This is a genomic window from Saccharopolyspora halophila (assembly GCF_039531955.1).
GTDB lineage: Bacteria > Actinomycetota > Actinomycetes > Mycobacteriales > Pseudonocardiaceae > Saccharopolyspora > Saccharopolyspora halophila.
On sequence record NZ_BAAARA010000009.1, the window covers coordinates 43920 to 60471 of the forward strand.

Here is a 16552-nt window from a genome sequence, read left to right on the forward strand (position 1 = left end):
TCCGGCTCGGCGGGGAGACCTCTCGCGGCCCTGTTCAGGGGTGGGGCCCGCAGCGCGCCGTTCGGCGCCGGGGCTGCGCAGCGGGCGCTGAGCGGCTTCTCAGCCGATCGCGCGTCGCCTTGCGGCCCGTTGCGCGGGGCCAGTACCTTTCGCCGAAGCCGATCACCGGCGCGTTGCAACAGCGGCAGGAAGGCGGGACCTCGTGACGGCCCCGGACATCAGGTACACCGAAGAGCACGAGTGGGTCCAGCGCAGGACGGATGACGTGGTGCGCATCGGGATCACCGATTACGCCCAGCAGCAGCTGGGCGACGTGGTTTTCGTGCAGCTCCCGGAAGTGGGGCAGCAGGTCGCCGCTGGGGACGCGCTCGGCGAGGTGGAATCGACCAAGAGCGTCTCGGACATCTACGCGCCGGTCGCCGGCGAGGTGACCGGCCGTAACGACGCGCTCGAAGATCAGCCCGAGCTGGTCAATTCGGCTCCGCAGGATGACGGCTGGATGGTGGAGATCCGGCTCGCCGAACCGGAGCAATTGGACGCCCTGCTGGACGCCGAGGGGTACCAGAAGGTCATCGACCAGGCATGATCGTCACAACCGGTATTCGGCGCCTGCCGATGTCGGGAGTCGCGCGTCCCGGGCCTGTCCAGGCACGGTACGTTGGGTGCATACTTGGCACGATCTATCCGCGTAGAGGAGAGCTCAGGTGAGCCAAAACAGCGGCTTCGGCGACGTTCCGCCGGAGCAGTCACCGGAGACCACCTCGGTCTTCAGGCCCTTCTCGGAGCAGGAAAGCACCGAGAGCGGGGCTCCGGAGCCCGCCGCCGCAGCCGGGGTCGACGCGCTGCCCGCGGGTTCGGCCTTGCTGGTGGTCAAGCGCGGCCCGAACGCGGGCTCGCGGTTCCTCCTGGACCGGGAGACCACCAACGCCGGACGGCACCCGGACAGTGACATCTTCCTCGACGATGTCACGGTCTCCCGTCGTCACGCGGAGTTCCGCCGGGAAGGCAACGACTTCGTGGTGGTCGACGTGGGCAGCCTCAACGGGACCTACGTCAACCGGGAACCGGTGGACACCTCGGTGCTGGCCAACGGCGACGAGGTGCAGATCGGTAAGTTCCGGCTGGTCTTCCTGACCGGGCCGATCGATGGGGGCCAGGGCGGCCGCTGAGGCCTGCCCAGGGGGTACATGACTACCGTCAGCGGGGCGGCGCCACCGGGCGTCGCCCCGCTGACGCGTGAAGCAGCTGCGCGCCAGCGCGCGGATGCGCCCCTGATGCCGGGAATTTTCCGGTGGCGCAGGCGGTTTGCACTGCGCAGCCAGGGAGTTCGTGCGGTGTATCGTGCCGGGTGACGCTCGACGAGGAGCCGAGCCGGCGGTCAGGGCCACGAGTCCCGGCAACAACGACTGCGCAAGGCGGAGGACCGCCGGACCGCTTGTAGGGATGGGCGTGTCCGCCGTATCGCGGGTAGCGTCGGAGGCGTCGGTGCGCGATCCTCGACGGGGATGTCACGCTTCGGCGCGCTGGAGGAGGCGATGTGACGATGAGCAGCGAGATGCGCGTCGTCGGCGTGCGAGTGGAACTACCGGCGAACCAGCCGATCCTGCTGTTGCGCGAGGCGCAGGGTGAGCGCTACCTGCCGATCTGGATCGGGTCGGTGGAGGCCACTGCGATCGCCCTCGAGCAGCAGGGCGTGCGGCCCCAGCGGCCGCTGACGCACGACCTGCTCAAGGATGTCATCGGTGCGCTCGGCCGGGACCTGGAACAGGTCCGGATCACCGATCTGCAGGAAGGCACCTTCTTCGCCGAGCTGGTGTTCGACGGAGACGTGCGGGTGTCGGCGCGGCCGAGCGACTCGGTGGCGCTCGCGCTGCGGATCGGTGTGCCCATTCACGCCGACGAGTCGGTGCTGGACGAAGCGGGATTGATCATTCCGGACGAGCAGGAGGACGAGGTGGAGAAGTTCCGCGAGTTCCTCGACTCCGTTTCTCCGGAGGACTTCCGCGGCGCCGACACGTGAAGCCCGGTCGCCGGGCTCGTCGACGAATGACGTGAAGCCAACGACAGGCCCCCGGGAGCGGTTCGCCGCTCCCGGGGGCCTGCTCGTCACCGGACGTTTCGCGCGTCGAAGTGTTCGGCCCGCCGCCCCGCGCGTCGCGTTGACCCGCTCGCCGGGCGGGCCTACCTTCGAAGTGCGCGAATTGCCCTGGTGTGATTCAGCCGGTACCGCCACCGCGGGTGGTGTGGGCACAAGGTTCGCGTCGCTGGATCGCCACGGATCCGGGCGCTGGTGATCGTCGTCGGCCGCACGGCCGGACGAGGGGAGGCAGGCGTGGTCGAGGAAGCAGCCGACTCGAGTGCTGCGGAGCAGGGTGAACTGTTCGCCGACGCCTCGCTGCCGGACGAACTGGTCGGTTACCGGGGGCCTGCGGCGTGTCAGATCGCGGGCATCACCTACCGGCAACTCGACTACTGGGCGCGGACGAAGCTGGTCGGGCCGTCCATACGCGGTGCCGCCGGCTCCGGTTCGCAGCGGTTGTACTCGTTCAAGGACATCCTGGTGCTCAAGGTGGTCAAGCGACTGCTGGACACCGGGGTGTCGCTGCACAACATCCGAGTCGCGGTGGAGCACCTGCGCAACCGCGGTGTGCAGGACCTGGCGAAGCTCACGCTGTTCAGCGACGGCACCACGGTCTACGAGTGCACCTCCGCGGAGGAGGTGGTCGATCTGTTGCAGGGCGGCCAGGGCGTGTTCGGCATCGCGGTCAGCGGAGCGATGCGCGAGATCAGCGGAACCATCCACGAGTTCCCCGCCGAGCGGGCCGACGGTGGCGAGAACATCGAGGCCCAGCTGGCCGATGAGCTGGCACAACGCAGGCGCGAGCGGCAGGCCGAGACCGGCTGACCGGATCGTCTGTTTGTGCGACAGCCGACATCGCGGATCCGCAATGCGCTGTTGATCGGGTAGCCTGACCGCTATCGCCGACCCCGTGCGGGAGAGCCCTGGACCGGCAGTGCCGGAGCAGGCGCCGAAGGAGCAAATCTCCCCGACAACCTCTCAGGCCACCTGGACCGCACGGGCGAGATACCTCTGGAAAGAGGGTGCGCCACGCGTGGTGCACTCCGCCGACGGTGCAAGCCCACAGCGTGGGTGAAGCTCTCAGGCGTTCGCTTCGCGGACAGTGACAGAGGGGGAGAGCAGCCCCGGCTGCCGCCCTTTGTTCGCCGTGATGAGTGAGGTTTGGCGATGACCGACGGTAAGCACGATCGCATTCCCTTGGCCGCGTTGGAGCACGGCAGGCCCTTCGCCGACCGGCATGTCGGACCGATGCCCGCCGAGCTCGCCCGCATGCTCGACGTCATCGGCGTCGGCTCGCTGGAGGAATTGGGGCAGAAGGCCGTCCCGGACAGCATCCGCGAAGGTGACCTGCAGCTGGCGCTGCCCGACCCGGCCACCGAGACCGAGGCGCTGGACGAGTTGCGCGAGCTGGCGGGCCGCTGCAGGCCGCACGCGGAGATGATCGGGCTCGGCTACCACGGCACGGTCACCCCCCCGGTGATCATGCGCAACGTGCTGGAGAACCCGGCCTGGTACACCGCGTACACCCCGTACCAGCCGGAGATCTCGCAGGGCCGTCTCGAGGCGCTGCTGAACTTCCAGACCATGGTCTCGGACCTGGCCGGTGTGCCGGTGGCCAACGCCTCGGTGCTGGACGAGGCCACCGCCGCCGCCGAGGGCATGACCCTGGTGCGTCGCGCGGGCAAGAGCAAGTCGCCGCGCTTCCTGGTCGACGCCGACACGCTGCCGCAGACCATCGCGGTCATCCAGACCCGCGCGGAGCCGCTGGGCATCGAGGTCGTCGTCGCCGACCTGGCCGGAGGCGAGCTGCCCGAGGGCGACTTCTTCGGCGCGCTGCTGTCCTACCCCGGCGCCTCCGGTGCCGTGCGCGACCACGAGGCCCTGATCGGCGAGATCCACGAGCGCGGCGCCAAGGCCGTGGTCGCCGCGGACCTGCTGGCGCTGACGCTGCTGCGCTCGCCGGGCGAGATGGGCGCCGACGTGGTCGTGGGCAACACCCAGCGCTTCGGCGTGCCGATGGGCTTCGGCGGCCCGCACGCCGGGTACATGGCGGTGGTCAAGGGCATGGAGCGCCAGCTGCCCGGGCGGTTGGTCGGCGTGAGCGTCGACGCCGACGGCAACCAGGCGTACCGCCTCGCGCTGCAGACCCGCGAGCAGCACATTCGCCGCGAGAAGGCGACCAGCAACATCTGCACGGCGCAGGTGCTGCTGGCCGTGGTCGCCGCGATGTACGCGGTCTACCACGGCCCGGACGGGCTGCGGGCGATCGCGACCCGTGCGCACCGGATGGCGACCGTGCTGGCCGAGCAGTTGCGCCGCGGTGGCGTCGAGGTCGTGAACCGGGAGTTCTTCGACACGGTGGTCGCCAAGGTGCCCGGCCGCGCCGACGAGGTGCTGGCCGCGGCTCGCCAGGAGGGCATCAACCTGCGCCGGGTGGACGCCGACCACGTCGGCATCAGCTGCGACGAGACCACCACGCGCGCGCACCTGGACGGGGTGTGGCGGGCGTTCGGCGTGGCTGCGGGCAACGCCGACGCCATCGACGCCGAGACCGCCGATGCGCTGCCGAGCGCGCTGGTGCGCACCTCCGAGTACCTGACGCACCCGGTGTTCCACACCCACCGCTCCGAGACCTCGCTGCTGCGCTACCTGCGCGCCCTCTCGGACAAGGACATCGCGCTGGACCGGAGCATGATCCCGCTGGGTTCGTGCACCATGAAGCTCAACGCGACGGCCGAGATGGAGCCGATCACCTGGCCCGAGTTCTCCTCGCTGCACCCGTTCGCCCCGGCCCAGGACGCCGAGGGACTGCTGCAGGTGGTCTCCGACCTGGAGAACTGGCTGGCCGAGGTCACCGGCTACGACGCGGTGAGCCTGCAGCCCAACGCCGGCAGCCAGGGCGAGTTCGCCGGTCTGCTGGCGATCCGCGCTTACCACCACAGCCGTGGTGGGACGGACCGCGACGTGTGCCTGATCCCGGCGTCGGCGCACGGCACCAACGCCGCGAGCGCGGTCATGGCCGGTATGCGCGTCGTCGTGGTGCGCTGCGACGAGCAGGGCAACATCGAGATGGAGCACCTGCGCGAGCTCGCGGCCAAGCACGCCGAGGACCTCGCGGCCATCATGATCACCTACCCGTCCACGCACGGCGTCTACGAGGACACCGTGCGGGAGGTCTGCGGTCTGGTGCACGACGCGGGCGGTCAGGTCTACGTGGACGGCGCGAACCTGAACGCGCTGATCGGCCTGGCCCGGATGGGCAAGTTCGGCTCCGACGTCTCGCACCTGAACCTGCACAAGACGTTCTGCATCCCGCACGGCGGTGGCGGCCCGGGCGTGGGCCCGATCGGTGTGCGCGAGCACCTGACGCCGTTCCTGCCCAACCACCCGCTGCAGCCCGCGGCCGGTCCGGACACCGGCGTCGGGCCGATCAGCGCCGCCCCGTGGGGCAGCGCCTCGATCCTGCCGATCTCCTGGGCCTACGTGCGGATGATGGGCGCCGACGGGCTGCGGCGCGCGACGCTGACCGCCGTCGCCTCGGCCAACTACGTGGCCAGGCGGCTGCGCGAGCACTTCCCGGTGCTCTACACCGGTGAGGGCGGTTACGTGGCCCACGAGTGCATCCTCGACCTGCGGCCGATCAGCAAGGAGAGCGGCATCAGCGTCGACGACATCGCCAAGCGGCTCTCGGACTACGGCATCCACGCGCCGACCATGTCCTTCCCGGTCGCGGGCACGTTGATGGTCGAGCCGACCGAGAGCGAGAACCTCGCCGAGCTGGATCGCTTCTGCGAGGCGATGATCGCCATCCGCGCCGAGATCGACAAGGTCGTGGCCGGGCAGTGGCCCGTCGAGGACAATCCGCTGGTGGGCGCGCCGCACAACGCGGCCTGCCTGGCTCAGGAGTGGAACCACGCCTACTCGCGGGAGCAGGCGGCCTACCCGCTGGGCACCGACGCGGCGAAGGTGTTCCCGCCGGTGCGGCGCATCGACGGTGCGCGCGGCGACCGCAACCTGGTCTGCTCCTGCCCGCCGCTGGAGGCCTACCAGAGCTGAAGCCCGGCGAGGTGCGGGTCTCGTTCGCGACTTCGCCGCTCGGGCGCGGAGCGGACGGCCCGCAGCGCTGATCCGGCCCCTTCCCGGCGTGATCGACACGCCAGGAAGGGGCCGGTTTGCGTGGATACTCGTCGCTTTGACACGGTGACCCCTTCAACCGACGGAACAACGCGCAGGAAGCAGTTGAGCTACGCATGCTGACCATCAGTGAGAACGCCGTAGAGGTCATCAAGCTTGTCCTCGTCGGCGGCGAATCTTCCGAGGGCTCCGGTCTGCGCATTGCGTCGGCCGAGCAGGGACTCCAGGCCGCGGTCGCGGAGGCGCCGCAGGAAGGCGACGAGATCATCGAGGAGTCCGGGGTCCGGGTCTTCCTGGAGCAGGAAGTCGCTCAACTGCTGGGCGACAAGACTCTCGACGCCGAGCGCGACGACAACGGCGAGCTGGCCCTGGCCGTGCGCGACTGAGTTCGCAGGCTTGAGCCGTGGGCCCCGGTGACGCGCCCGGGCCGACGGCTTTTTCGCGTTGTCGGGCGCGCCGGCCGCGAACACGCGCCGTCCGGCGCGAGAATGCGATCTTCACCTCTTGCCAGGTACTGGTGATAGCAGCTCTGCGGCAACTACCCTTGGTCCGCTGTTGTTGAAGACCAGAGGGGACGGCCGTGCAGACCACCACGCTCGCCATGCACATGAGCGACGGGCTGCTCAACGCGCAGACCGCGGTGCTCTTCGCCGCAGTGGCCATCGCCGGGCTCGCCGTGGCGCTTTACAAGGCGCGCACCGACCTCGACGACCGCACAGCGCCGATGGCCGGTCTGGTGGCCGCGTTCGTCTTCGCCGCGCAGATGATCAACTTTCCGGTGCTGCCAGGCGTGAGCGGCCACCTGCTGGGCGGCGCGCTGGCCGCGTTGCTCGCGGGCCCGTGGGTCGGGGCGCTGTGCGTATCGATCGTGCTGGTCGTGCAGGCGTTGCTGTTCGCCGATGGCGGGCTGACCATGCTCGGCGCGAACATCACCAACATGGCGCTGATCGGCACCGCCGCAGGCTACCTGGTCGCCCTGGCGCTGCGGCGGTTCGCCAAGCGCAGCCGAGCGGGCCTGCTGACCACCGCGTTCGTCGCCGCATGGGTCAACACCGTGCTGGCCTCCTGCGGTTTCATCCTGGAGTACGCGATCGGCGGCGCGGCAGGTATCGGCCTGGGCGCGGTTTCGATGGCCATGATCGGCGTGCACGGCCTGATCGGTATCGGCGAAGGGCTGATCACCGCGGCCACGGTGGGTGCGGTCGCCTCCGCCCGGCCCGATCTGGTCCACCTGTTGCGCGGCACCCGTGAGGAGGCCGTCCGATGAGCGTCCCGCGACGCCGGTTCCTGCTGATCTTCGCCCTGGTGGTCCTCGTGGTCGCCGGGGGAGTGGCCTACTTCGCCGACTCCGATCCCGACGGGCTCGACGCGGTCACCCAGCGCGGCTGCGAAACCGTGCAGACCCAGCAGGGCGAGCAGCTGCGCGGTGACTGCATCGCCCAGCACACCACCGACCACGCGCTGTCCGAAGGCCCGTTGGCCGACTACGCGGTGGGTGGCGACGATCGGTTCACCGGGGTGGCCGGGATCATCGGCGCCCTCGTCACGCTCGCGGCCGCGGGCGGGTTGTTCTGGGGGCTGCGCCGCCGGACCGGAGAACGGTAGATGAGCGGCGGACACGCCGACGCGCTGCACCTACCGGGCGACTCGGTGCTGCACCGGGCCGTCCCGCAGGTCAAGATCGTGGCGGCGTTCCTGTTCGTGCTGTGCGTGGTGGCCACACCGCGCGAGCTGTTCTGGGCCTTCGCCGCTTACGCCTCGATCGTCTTCGGCGCGTCCCGGTTGGCGGGCATCCCGGTGCGCTGGCTGCTCACCAGGTTGCTCATCGAGGTCCCGTTCGTGGTGCTGGCGCTGCTGCTTCCGTTCACCGCGGGTGGTCCGAGCACGGACGTCGCCGGGATCGGGCTCTCCACCGAGGGACTGCTGGCGGGTTTCAACATCCTCGCCAAGGGCACGCTCGGCCTCGGCACCTCGCTCGTGCTGGCGGCGACGACCGCGCCGCGCGAACTGGTGCTCGGCCTGCAGCGGCTGCGGACGCCGAAGCTGCTGATCACCATCATCACGCTGATGCTGCGCTACGCCGAGGTCATCGCCGCCGAGGCGGCGCGGATGCGCCTCGCGCGCATCTCCCGCGGCCACGATCCCCGGTTCCTCTGGCAGGTCGGGGCCACCGCCCGGGGCATCGGGAGTCTGTTCATCCGGTCCTACGAACGCGGGGAGCGCGTGCACCTGGCGATGGTCTCGCGCGGCTGGGCGGGGGAGATGCCCGAGCTCCAGCCGGCTCGTCGCACCTCGGTACGGACCTGGGGCATGGGTTTGGCGGTCCCCGCGCTGGCCGCCGTCGTGTTGGGAGTGTCGCTGTGGACGGCGTGAGCGAGCAGTCGGCGGGTGCGGCCGCGGCCTCGGAGGTCGAGCCGGCGCTGGCGGTCTCGGACCTGACCTATGCCTACCCGGACGGGCACGCGGCGCTGCGCGGGGTGGACCTGCGCGTGGAGCCCGGCGAGCGGGTCGCGGTGCTCGGGCCCAACGGTGCGGGCAAGACCACGCTGACGCTGCACCTCAACGGGGTGCTGCGCGGTAGCTCGGGGTCCATCTCGGTGGGCGGGCTCGAGGTCGTCGACCGCAACCTCAAGGAGATCCGCCGCCGCGTCGGCCTGGTCTTCCAGGACCCGGACGATCAGCTGTTCATGCCGACGGTGCGCGAGGACGTGGCGTTCGGCCCCGCCAACTTCGGCGCCCGCGGTGCCGAGCTCGAGCAGCGCGTTCACGAGGCGCTGGACGCGGTCGGGATGACCGAGCACGCACACCGCTCACCGCTGCACCTGTCCGGTGGCCAGCGCAAGCGCGTGGCGCTCGCCGCGGTGCTGGCCTGCGACCCGGAACTGCTGGTGCTCGACGAGCCCTCGGCGAACCTGGAGCCGGTCGCCCGCCGCGAGCTCGCGGAAGTCCTGCTGTCGCTGGGCAGCACCACGCTTATGGTCACCCACGACCTGCCGTACGCGCTGCAGCTGTGCCCGCGCAGCGTGGTGGTCGACGACGGCCGGGTCGTGGCCGACGGCCCGACGGCCGAGCTGCTGGCCGACGACGAGTTCCTGACCGCCCACCGCCTGGAGCTACCCTTCGGCTTCCGCGTACCGGGTGCCTGACAACGCGTCAGCACTCCGGCGGAACCACCGCCTCAGGCGCGGTGCCGGTCAGGCCCGTGACAGTTTTGCCTAAAACTGTACGGACCTCTCGGGCGCCGAGGTCTCACAGTTTTAGGCAAAACTGTCACCACCGCTGCTAGGGGTGCCAGGTCGGGTTGCGGCCGGTGAGGGCGAGCAGGCGTTCCAGGGGCGGGGCCGTGTGCGGGAGCGGAACCGGCGGTCCGAACGGGCTGTCCGGGTCGGGCTCGTCATCGGCGAAGCTCGCGGCGAAGTCCAGGCACGCCGCCACGGTGGCCTCGTCCGGGGCGAAGCGCTGCCCGCTCGCGGCGGCGAGGTCCCAGCCGTGCACCGTGATCTCGTTGAGCGCGACGATTCCGGCCAGCTCGCCGGGCAGTGCTACACCGCCGGCCTGGGTCATGCCCGTCCAGGCGTCCTCCTCTCGCCAAGCCTCGGACAGCGCGTCGAGTCGCCGGGGGATTGCCGTCCGCCAGTCCGCGGGCAGCTTCTCGGCGCGCGGATCCGGCGCTCGGGCCGTGGTGTCCAGGTCCTTGACGGCTGCCGCGGTGAAGGCGGCGGCCAGCTCGTGCACGTGGTCGAGCAGATCGGCTACCGAGTAGTCGCGGCAGGGCGTGGGTGCGCGCAGCCTCTCCTCACCGATGCCGGGCAGCAGATCGGTCAGGCGACGGACGGCCGGCGCCAGGTCGTGGGTCTCGGGCATGGGATCTCCTCGGTCGTGCGGATCTCCTGGGACAGACTTGCGTGCGACGAACAACTCATCGCGAAACGCGCCGATTCCGGTTACGGTTTTGACGGGAAAGTTTCGTGTCGCGAACGAACGAGGGTTGAATGACTCAGGCTCCGCCAAGCCGGGCCAAGTACGCGTTGATTCTGGGCGGGATGACGGCCTTCGGACCGCTGTGCATGGACATGTACCTGCCCGCGTTCCCGGCCATCGCCGCCGATCTGCAAGCCGGCGCCTCCGAGGTCCAGCTGTCCCTGATGGCCTGCACCATGGGTCTGGCGCTCGGTCAGCTGGTGATGGGGCCGATGTCGGACGCCGTCGGCAGGCGCAGGCCACTGCTGATCGGCGTGGCCATCTACGTGCTCGCCTCGGTGCTGTGCGCGCTGGCACCGTCGGCGTACGCGCTCGCCGGGATCCGGCTGGTGCAGGGCTTCGGCGGCGCGGCCGGAATCGTGATCGCCCGAGCCGTGGTGCGCGACCTGTACTCCGGCGTGGCGCTGGCGAAGTTCTTCTCGATGCTGATGCTCGTGGTGGGCGTCGTGCCGATCATGGCGCCGGTGGTCGGCGGTCAGCTGCTGCAGCTGACCTCGTGGCGCGGCGTGTTCGTGGTCCTCGCGGTCGTGGGTGCGCTGCTGCTGGCGGTGGCCACCTTCCTGCTGCCGGAAACGCTGCCCGTGCAGCAGCGGCAGCCGGGCAGCCTGGGCCGTACCCTGCGCACCTTCGGCGGCCTGCTGAGCGATCGGCTGTTCACCGGGTTCGCGCTGTCCGCGTCGCTGGCGTTCGCCGCGATGTTCGCCTACATCTCCGGATCGTCGTTCGTGCTGCAGGACGTCTACGGCATGTCCGCGCAGACCTTCGGCATCGTCTTCGCCGTCAACGCCATCGGCATCGTGGCCGTCGGCCAGCTCAACGGGCGACTGGTCGGCAAGGCCGACCCGCGCAAGATGCTGGCGATCGGGCTCGGCTGCAACCTGCTGGGCGCCCTGTCGGTGATCGTCTCGGTGCTCGGCGGCATCGGACTGGCCGGACTGCTGCCCGCGCTGTTCGTCACCGTGGCCAGCGTCGGTCTGGTGATGCCCAACGCGACCGCGCTGAGCCTGTCCGGACGCCCGGAAACCGCGGGCAGCGCCTCGGCGCTGCTGGGCGTGCTGCAGTTCCTGGTCGGTGGTCTCGCCTCGCCGCTGGTCGGCGTCGCGGGCTCGCACACCGCCGTGCCGATGGCCCTGGTCATGGCAGCGCTGTCGACTCTGGCCGTGCTGGTCTACCTGGTGCTGGCCCGGGGCCAGCGGACCGAGCGGCCGCAGGCGGCCGAGGCGACGGTCGGCTGACCGGCTCCGGTGACCCGGGGCCGGTCGCGACCTCGTGGCCGGGCTCAGACCGGTTGCCCGCCCCAGGCCAGGATCTCCCGGCAGGTGTCGATGAGCCGTTGCCGGAGCGCGGCGGCCTCCTCGGCGAACTCGCGCTGGCGCCGCACGTACTCGGCGCGTCCCTGCGGCGTCTCGATCCGCACCGGCTCGTAGCCGAGGTCGCTGAGGTCGTACGGGCTCGCGCACATGTCCAGTTCGCGCACCCGGGCGGCGAGCTCGAAGCAATCCGCGATCAGCTCGGCGGGTACGAACGGATCGAGCTTGTAGGCCCACTTGAACAGGTCCATGTTCGCGTGCAGGCAGCCCGGTTGTTCGAGCTCGACCTGGTCGGCGCGCTCGGGCTGCAGCTCGTTGAGCGGGCGGGCCTGCGGGGTGAAGAAGCGGAACGCGTCGTGGTGCGTGCAGCCGATCGGCATCGTCTCGACGACCTCGTCGGTGCCCTGGTGGCCGAGCCGCAGCGGCCAGCCGGAGTGCCGGACGTCGCCGGGCTCGGTCTGGTAGACCATCGCCCACTCGTGCAGCCCGAAGCAGCCCAGCCGGGCCTGCCGGGAGGCGGTCGCCGAGAGCAGCCCGAGGATGAACTCGGCGCTGTCGCGGCGCTTGTCGGTCAACGCCTCCGGATCCAGCGCGACCCCGTCCGAGGTCTCGACGAAGCCGCGGCGGGACAGGAACTCTTCGCCGTTCTCCAAGGTCACGCCGACCCCGGGCTGCCAGCGCTCCAGGCGCGCCGGGCGGAACGAGTAGTAGGTGAACAGGAAGTCCAGCACCGGATGCTTGCGGTTCTCCTCCCGGCGCCTGCGGTGCGGCGCGGTCCACGCGGATACGCGCTCCCGATGAGCGGCCTGCCGCGCTCGCCACTCCTGCTCGCTCAAGACCGTCATCGCTGGTCAGGATACCCGATGCCGGTGGGAGGCCGAGCAGTGATGCGTGGTGGCGGTCAGCGGCGGAACCGGATCCAATCCAGCTTGAGGAGATCGTCCACCCGGGCCGTCGCGCCGACCACGAGGTAGAGCGTGTGCGTGCCCGTGATGCCGCGCTGCAGCCGCACCGGCACGTTCTGCCAACCGGTTCCGCCGCGCCGGATGGCGATGTCGACGCGTCCGACGAGCTCGCCGTCGGGGCGATCCAGGTGGATGTCCAGATGCGCCTTGCTCGTCCCGTTGGCTGTGGTGCTCAGGCGGGCGACGGCCTCGGTGGCGGGCCTGCCGCCGAAGTCCACGCCGTCCAGCCGCAGCACATCACCGGCGACCAGGGAACCGAGGTACTGGATGTCGTGCTGCGCGCCCTTCGAGACCTTCCGCCCCAAGGTCGCGCCCTGCTCGACCTGCAACGCGCGGTAGGCGCTGCCGAAGGTCAGGCTCTGCTCGTTGGAGACCGAGCCCGCGGTGTCGTCCTCCTGGCCGACCACGAATCCGATCGTCGCCGCGGCTACCGCCAGCACGACCCCCGCCACCGCCAGCACGACGGGTGTGCGCAGCGGTGCCCGGGACGCGGCAGCCGACCGCGAGGGCATCGGCGGCACCGGCGCACGTCGTTTCGGCTGCTCGGTCGCCGCGGCGCCGCGTAACGGCGGCTGCGTTCCCGGCAGGGCGCGAGGCGCGCGGCCGGGTGCGCGCGCACCCGGCCGCCCGCTGTTCTGCCGCGGGATTTCCGGTTCCGGGTTCGGTGCGGGAATGCGCTCGGTGGAAGCGGTGGGAATGCTCAGCAGCCCCTCGAACGGCTGCTCGCCGGCGTCCATGACGAGTTCTCGCAGCCGGCGGCGCACCTCGGCCAGCGGCATCCGCCGGGCCGGGTCCTTGACCATCAGGCCGGTGAGGACGTCGGCGATGGGCCCGGTCTGGTGATGCCGGGGGAGCGGCCCGTGCACGATCGAACTGATGACGGCCAGCGGGTCCTTGGACTTGTCGTACGGTGGCCTGCCCTCGGCGGCGGCGAAGAGCGTGGCCCCCAGGCTCCACAGATCCGCCGAGGCCTCCAGGGTGCGGCTGCGGGCGATCTCCGGCGGGAGGTAGGCGGGCGTTCCGACCAGCATCTCGGAACGGGTCATGGTGGCTTCGGCGACGTTGCGGGACAGGCCGAAGTCGGCGAGCTTGACCTGCCCCAGCGGAGCCAGCAGCACGTTGCCCGGTTTGATGTCGCGGTGCACGATCCCGACCCGGTGCGCCGTCTGCAACGCCGCGGCGACGCCGTCGACGAACACGGCGAGCTGGTAGTGGTTGAGCGCCCGATGCGTCTTGAGCACTGCCGAAATGCTCTGGCCCTCGACGAGTTCCATCACGACGAACGGCCGGTCGTCCTCGCGGGCGACGTCGTAGAGCATGACCGTGTTGGGGTGGCTCAGGGTGGCCATCGCGCGGGCCTCGCGCAGCGCGCGCTCGCGCATCTCGGCGGCTTCGACCTCGGGCAGCCCGGGCGGGAAGCGCAGCTCTTTGACCGCGATCGGGCGCTTGAGCAGGATGTCGCTGCCGGACCAGACGTAGCCCATGCCGCCGCGGCCGATCGTGCGGTCGAGCCGGTACCGGCCGCCTATCACGCGACCCGACTCGGCATCGTCCGCGCGGGACGGCACCAGCTGATCATCGCGCACGCCGAGACACTACCGGTTGGTCCCGAGGGCGGGACCACAGCCCCGGTCATCCGGAGCCGCGGCCTCCTCATCGGACGTGGGTGCCGTCCCGCACGGTGCCCACGTACTCCTCGACCAGATCCTCCAGCGCGACGACGCCGACCGCCTCGCCGGTGGTGTCCACGGCCGCGGCCAGGTGGCTGCCCGCGCGGCGCAGCGCGGCCATCGCCTCGGCCAGGCTCGCGGACACCGGCACGGTGGGCAACCGCCGCCAGCGGGCCGCCGCGATCGGGGTGCGGGTGTCGTTGCCCGCCTGGTCGAGCACGTCCTTGATGTGCAGGTAGCCCAGCAGACCGCCGTCGTCACCGCGCACCGGGAACCGGGAGAACCCGGTCGCGCCCACGACCCGCTCGACGTCGTCCAGCGTCGGGCGCGGCGGCAGGGAGGTCACTTCGGGCAACGGCACGAGCACGTCGGCGACGGTCTGCTCCACCGAGGACAGCGTCTGCGCGAGCCTGCGGTGCTCGGCCTGCTCCAGCAGGCCTTCGCGGCGGGACTCGACCAGCAGCTCGGCCAGCTCCGCGGAGGTGTAGGCGGTCTCGAGCTCCTCCTTGGGCTCGATCTTGAGCAGCTTGAGCACCGCGTTCGCCAGCATGTTGAACACGGCGATCAGCGGCCGGGCGATCTGCACGAACCCCACCAGCGGCGGAACCAGCCACAGCGCCATGCGCTCCGGTTCGGACAGCGCCAGGTTCTTCGGCACCATTTCGCCGACCAGCACGTGCAGGATGACCACCACCGTCAGCGCGATGGCGAACGAGACCGCGTGCAGCATCGCTGCGGGCAAGCCCAGCAGTTCGAACGGCCCCTCCAGGGCGTGGGCGACGGCGGGTTCGCCGAGCCGGCCGAGCCCGAGCGAGCACAGCGTGATGCCCAGCTGCGCGCTGGTGAGCATCAGCGAGCCCTCCTGGCTGGCGTTGATCACCGTGCGGGCCCGGCTCACGCCCTGCGCCAGCAGCGCCTCCAGGCGGTCCCGGCGAGAGGAGAGCAGGGAGAACTCCGCGCCGACGAACAGCGCGTTGAGCAGCAGCAGGACCACGCCCAGCAGCATCGCGTAACCGTCGCTCATCGGGCGCCCTCCACGGCGTCGGCGGTGGTGTGCTGGCGGGTCAGGCGCAGTTCGGCGACCCGGCGCTTGTCCATCCGCATCACGGTGAGCAGCCAGCCGTCCAGGGTGAGCCGGTCACCGACCTCGGGAATCCGGCCCAGGCTGGTCAGCAGGAACCCGGCCACGGTCTCGTAGTCGCCTTCGGGCATGGTGAAGCCGGTGGCCTCGGCGAGCTCGTCCGGGCGCAGCAGCCCGGAGATCAGCCACACGTCGGCGCCGAGCCTGCGCACCGCGGCGATCTCCTGGCGATCGTGCTCGTCGCGGACGTCGCCGATGATCTCCTCGACCACGTCCTCGAGGGTGACGATGCCCGCGGTGCCGCCGTACTCGTCGACGACCACGGCCATCTGCAGGCCGGATCCGCGCAACCGGTTCAGCAGCGCATCGCCGGACAGCGATTCGGGCACGGTCGGCACTGGACGGGCCAGCGATTCCGCCCGGGTGAGCTCGCGCTGGTCGGCGGGTACGCCGAACGCCTGCTTGACGTGCACCACGCCGTGGATCTCGTCGAGATCGGCGCCGTGCACCGGGAACCGGGAGAAGCCGGTGCGCTGGGCGAGGTCCAGCAGATCCGAGACCGTGTCGCCGACGGCCAGCGAGCCGACCTTCACCCGCGGGGTCATCAGCTCGTCCGCCGTCCGGTCGCCGAAGCGCAGCGAGCGGTCCATCAGCGTCGCGGTGGATTCGTCGAGCGTGCCGTGCGCGGCGCTCGAGCGCACGATCGAGCCCAGCTCGTCGGGGGAGCGCGCCGAACGCAGCTCTTCCTGCGGTTCCACGCCCAGCTTGCGGACCAGGTAGTTCGCGCTGTTGTTCATCAGGTTGATCAGCCAGCCGAACACCCTGGAGAACCCGGCGTGGTAGCCCGAGACGACCCGTGCGGTCGGCAGCGGGCGCGCGATGGCGAGGTTCTTGGGCACCATCTCGCCGAAGACCATGGACAGAGCCGTGGCCAGCAGGATCGCCAGCGCCAGCGCGATGCCGGAGAGCAGCGCCTCGGGCAGGCCGAGCGCGGACAGCACCGGTTCGAGGAGATCGCCGATGAGCGGTTCGGCGACGTAGCCGGTGATCAGGGTGGTCAGGGTGATGGCGACCTGTGCGCCGGAGAGCTGGAACGACAGCGTGCGGTGCGCTCGCTGCACGGCGTGCGAGCGGCGATCGCCGACGGTGTTGACGTGCGAGTCAACGGTGCTGCGCTCCAGCGAGGTCAGGGAGAACTCGGCGGCGACGGCCAGGCCGGTGCCCAGGGTGAGCACGCCGACGAACAGCAGCCCCGCCACGGCGAGCAGAACTTCGATCAAGCCTCGGCCCACCTGCGATCGTGCTGGACCGGAACGGGTTGGCCGGGTCGC

General features: G+C 70.7%; 16 protein-coding genes and 1 riboswitch. Of the genes, 11 read left to right on the top strand and 5 right to left on the bottom strand.

Annotated elements, in window-relative coordinates:
• Nucleotides 1-202: 202 nt before the first annotated feature.
• From gcvH to ABD289_RS15325, 10 genes are all read left to right on the top strand, one after another.
• Entirely contained in the window at nt 203-586 is a 384-nt protein-coding gene (gene gcvH, locus ABD289_RS15280; RefSeq protein ID WP_344132200.1) for a glycine cleavage system protein GcvH, read from the top strand.
• A 118-nt stretch (nt 587-704) separates the two neighbouring features.
• Nucleotides 705-1169, top strand: a complete 465-nt coding sequence (garA, locus tag ABD289_RS15285) for a glycogen accumulation regulator GarA (protein WP_344132204.1) — start codon at nt 705-707, stop codon at nt 1167-1169.
• Between the two features lie 374 nt (nt 1170-1543).
• Nucleotides 1544-2020 carry a bifunctional nuclease family protein gene (locus ABD289_RS15290; protein WP_132626999.1) on the top strand — a complete coding sequence of 159 codons (477 nt, stop codon included), beginning with the start codon at nt 1544-1546 and terminating at the stop codon, nt 2018-2020.
• Between the two features lie 312 nt (nt 2021-2332).
• Nucleotides 2333-2905, top strand: coding sequence for a MerR family transcriptional regulator (locus ABD289_RS15295; RefSeq protein WP_344132212.1), 573 nt, complete (start codon nt 2333-2335; stop codon nt 2903-2905).
• A 78-nt stretch (nt 2906-2983) separates the two neighbouring features.
• Nucleotides 2984-3085: riboswitch (glycine riboswitch) on the top strand.
• A gap of 162 nt (nt 3086-3247) precedes the next feature.
• Nucleotides 3248-6136, top strand: coding sequence for an aminomethyl-transferring glycine dehydrogenase (gene gcvP, locus ABD289_RS15300; RefSeq protein ID WP_344132215.1), 2889 nt, complete (start codon nt 3248-3250; stop codon nt 6134-6136).
• A 194-nt stretch (nt 6137-6330) separates the two neighbouring features.
• Nucleotides 6331-6600, top strand: a complete 270-nt coding sequence (locus tag ABD289_RS15305) for a HesB/YadR/YfhF-family protein (RefSeq protein ID WP_344132218.1) — start codon at nt 6331-6333, stop codon at nt 6598-6600.
• A gap of 215 nt (nt 6601-6815) precedes the next feature.
• Nucleotides 6816-7481, top strand: a complete 666-nt coding sequence (locus tag ABD289_RS15310; RefSeq protein ID WP_425564694.1) for an energy-coupling factor ABC transporter permease — start codon at nt 6816-6818, stop codon at nt 7479-7481.
• Nucleotides 7478-7819: a PDGLE domain-containing protein gene (locus ABD289_RS15315; RefSeq protein WP_344132225.1), complete on the top strand. Its 342-nt coding sequence runs from the start codon at nt 7478-7480 to the stop codon at nt 7817-7819. The genes ABD289_RS15310 and ABD289_RS15315 overlap by 4 nt, the downstream gene beginning before the upstream one ends.
• A complete protein-coding gene (gene cbiQ / locus ABD289_RS15320) occupies nt 7820-8587 on the top strand; it encodes a cobalt ECF transporter T component CbiQ (RefSeq protein WP_344132228.1) in 768 nt (255 codons plus the stop codon).
• The gene (locus tag ABD289_RS15325; RefSeq protein WP_344132231.1) at nt 8575-9360 is read left to right on the top strand and encodes an energy-coupling factor ABC transporter ATP-binding protein; all 786 of its coding nucleotides are present in this window, start codon (nt 8575-8577) and stop codon (nt 9358-9360) included. Before cbiQ ends, ABD289_RS15325 begins: the two co-directional genes overlap by 13 nt.
• Before the next feature lie 136 nt (nt 9361-9496).
• On the opposite strand, the gene ABD289_RS15330 is transcribed toward ABD289_RS15325, so the two are convergent.
• On the bottom strand, nt 9497-10078 hold the full coding sequence (locus ABD289_RS15330; protein WP_344132234.1) for a TIGR03086 family metal-binding protein: 582 nt from the start codon (nt 10076-10078) through the stop codon (nt 9497-9499).
• Between the two features lie 128 nt (nt 10079-10206).
• Between ABD289_RS15330 and ABD289_RS15335 the strand changes: the two genes are divergently transcribed.
• Entirely contained in the window at nt 10207-11430 is a 1224-nt protein-coding gene (locus tag ABD289_RS15335) for a Bcr/CflA family multidrug efflux MFS transporter (protein ID WP_344132237.1), read from the top strand.
• 44 nt (nt 11431-11474) lie between these two features.
• On the opposite strand, the gene ABD289_RS15340 is transcribed toward ABD289_RS15335, so the two are convergent.
• From ABD289_RS15340 to ABD289_RS15355, 4 genes are all read right to left on the bottom strand, one after another.
• Nucleotides 11475-12350 carry a 3-methyladenine DNA glycosylase gene (locus ABD289_RS15340; protein ID WP_344132240.1) on the bottom strand — a complete coding sequence of 292 codons (876 nt, stop codon included), beginning with the start codon at nt 12348-12350 and terminating at the stop codon, nt 11475-11477.
• A 56-nt stretch (nt 12351-12406) separates the two neighbouring features.
• A complete protein-coding gene (locus ABD289_RS15345; protein ID WP_344132244.1) occupies nt 12407-14056 on the bottom strand; it encodes a protein kinase domain-containing protein in 1650 nt (549 codons plus the stop codon).
• Nucleotides 14057-14123: 67 nt separating this feature from the next.
• Nucleotides 14124-15164 (bottom strand): hemolysin family protein, encoded by a 1041-nt coding sequence (locus ABD289_RS15350; protein ID WP_344132247.1) that lies wholly within the window; start codon nt 15162-15164, stop codon nt 14124-14126.
• Nucleotides 15161-16498 carry a hemolysin family protein gene (locus ABD289_RS15355; protein WP_425564695.1) on the bottom strand — a complete coding sequence of 446 codons (1338 nt, stop codon included), beginning with the start codon at nt 16496-16498 and terminating at the stop codon, nt 15161-15163. Before ABD289_RS15355 ends, ABD289_RS15350 begins: the two co-directional genes overlap by 4 nt.
• Between the last annotated feature and the right edge of the window lie 54 nt (nt 16499-16552).

What these genes read in the sequence shown, in the direction of transcription:
- ABD289_RS15290 (WP_132626999.1), top strand. Translation starts at nt 1,544, where the DNA reads ATGAGCAGCGAGATGCGCGTCGTCGGCGTGCGAGTGGAACTACCGGCG.
- gcvP (WP_344132215.1), top strand. Translation starts at nt 3,248, where the DNA reads ATGACCGACGGTAAGCACGATCGCATTCCCTTGGCCGCGTTGGAGCAC.
- ABD289_RS15305 (WP_344132218.1), top strand. Translation starts at nt 6,331, where the DNA reads ATGCTGACCATCAGTGAGAACGCCGTAGAGGTCATCAAGCTTGTCCTC.
- ABD289_RS15310 (WP_425564694.1), top strand. Translation starts at nt 6,816, where the DNA reads ATGCACATGAGCGACGGGCTGCTCAACGCGCAGACCGCGGTGCTCTTC.
- ABD289_RS15315 (WP_344132225.1), top strand. Translation starts at nt 7,478, where the DNA reads ATGAGCGTCCCGCGACGCCGGTTCCTGCTGATCTTCGCCCTGGTGGTC.
- cbiQ (WP_344132228.1), top strand. Translation starts at nt 7,820, where the DNA reads ATGAGCGGCGGACACGCCGACGCGCTGCACCTACCGGGCGACTCGGTG.
- ABD289_RS15330 (WP_344132234.1), bottom strand. Translation starts at nt 10,078, where the DNA reads ATGCCCGAGACCCACGACCTGGCGCCGGCCGTCCGTCGCCTGACCGAT.
- ABD289_RS15335 (WP_344132237.1), top strand. Translation starts at nt 10,207, where the DNA reads ATGACTCAGGCTCCGCCAAGCCGGGCCAAGTACGCGTTGATTCTGGGC.
- ABD289_RS15340 (WP_344132240.1), bottom strand. Translation starts at nt 12,350, where the DNA reads ATGACGGTCTTGAGCGAGCAGGAGTGGCGAGCGCGGCAGGCCGCTCAT.
- ABD289_RS15350 (WP_344132247.1), bottom strand. Translation starts at nt 15,164, where the DNA reads ATGAGCGACGGTTACGCGATGCTGCTGGGCGTGGTCCTGCTGCTGCTC.